Here is a 524-nt window from a genome sequence, read left to right as displayed (position 1 = left end):
CGGTTTTGCATCAATATTGCCACTATTCTCGGCATCTGCATTATCCGATTCACTACCAGAACGCATAGATACGTTTACAGAGCTATTTAACTATGAAGTGGCTCTTAAATCGTATGACATACGTATTCTGCAATCAAATTACCCTACAAAGTTACTTTCACCTGATTCGTTGCTTCCTCAAACTTCTGACTATCCTTTGAAGGATATTCAGCAGCTCTACAGCTTGGCGAATACATGTCGAGGGAAACTACCTCTCAGCCCTCTAATTACTGAACCTCTAGTATTTACTCGTGCTATTTGTAAGGGAACGCAATTAACGCCGCGTTGGTTCTCGCGTAGTGGATTAATTCACCCGGGTGGCGGTACTTACGCGGCGCGCTATGTTGAAAAGTATCCCGAGTTGCGTCCCAAACTTGCTCAGTACATGCACATTAAAGAGCGTGACAACGAAGAAGGTGACGAGCTACTAGAAAGCTTGCAAAATATGGACGATGACGCCATTAATGCTCTAATTGCAGGAGCAA

General features: G+C 43.9%; 1 protein-coding gene. It reads left to right on the top strand.

Features of this window, described 5'->3' with window-relative positions:
- Nucleotides 1-13: 13 nt before the first annotated feature.
- Nucleotides 14-524 (top strand): DUF3404 domain-containing protein (locus R7Q48_RS30865; protein WP_318134224.1); only part of this gene is annotated, 511 nt, incomplete at its 3' end.

This window comes from Vibrio sp. 378 (assembly GCF_033339435.1).
This window is presented reverse-complemented; position numbering and strand designations above follow the sequence as displayed.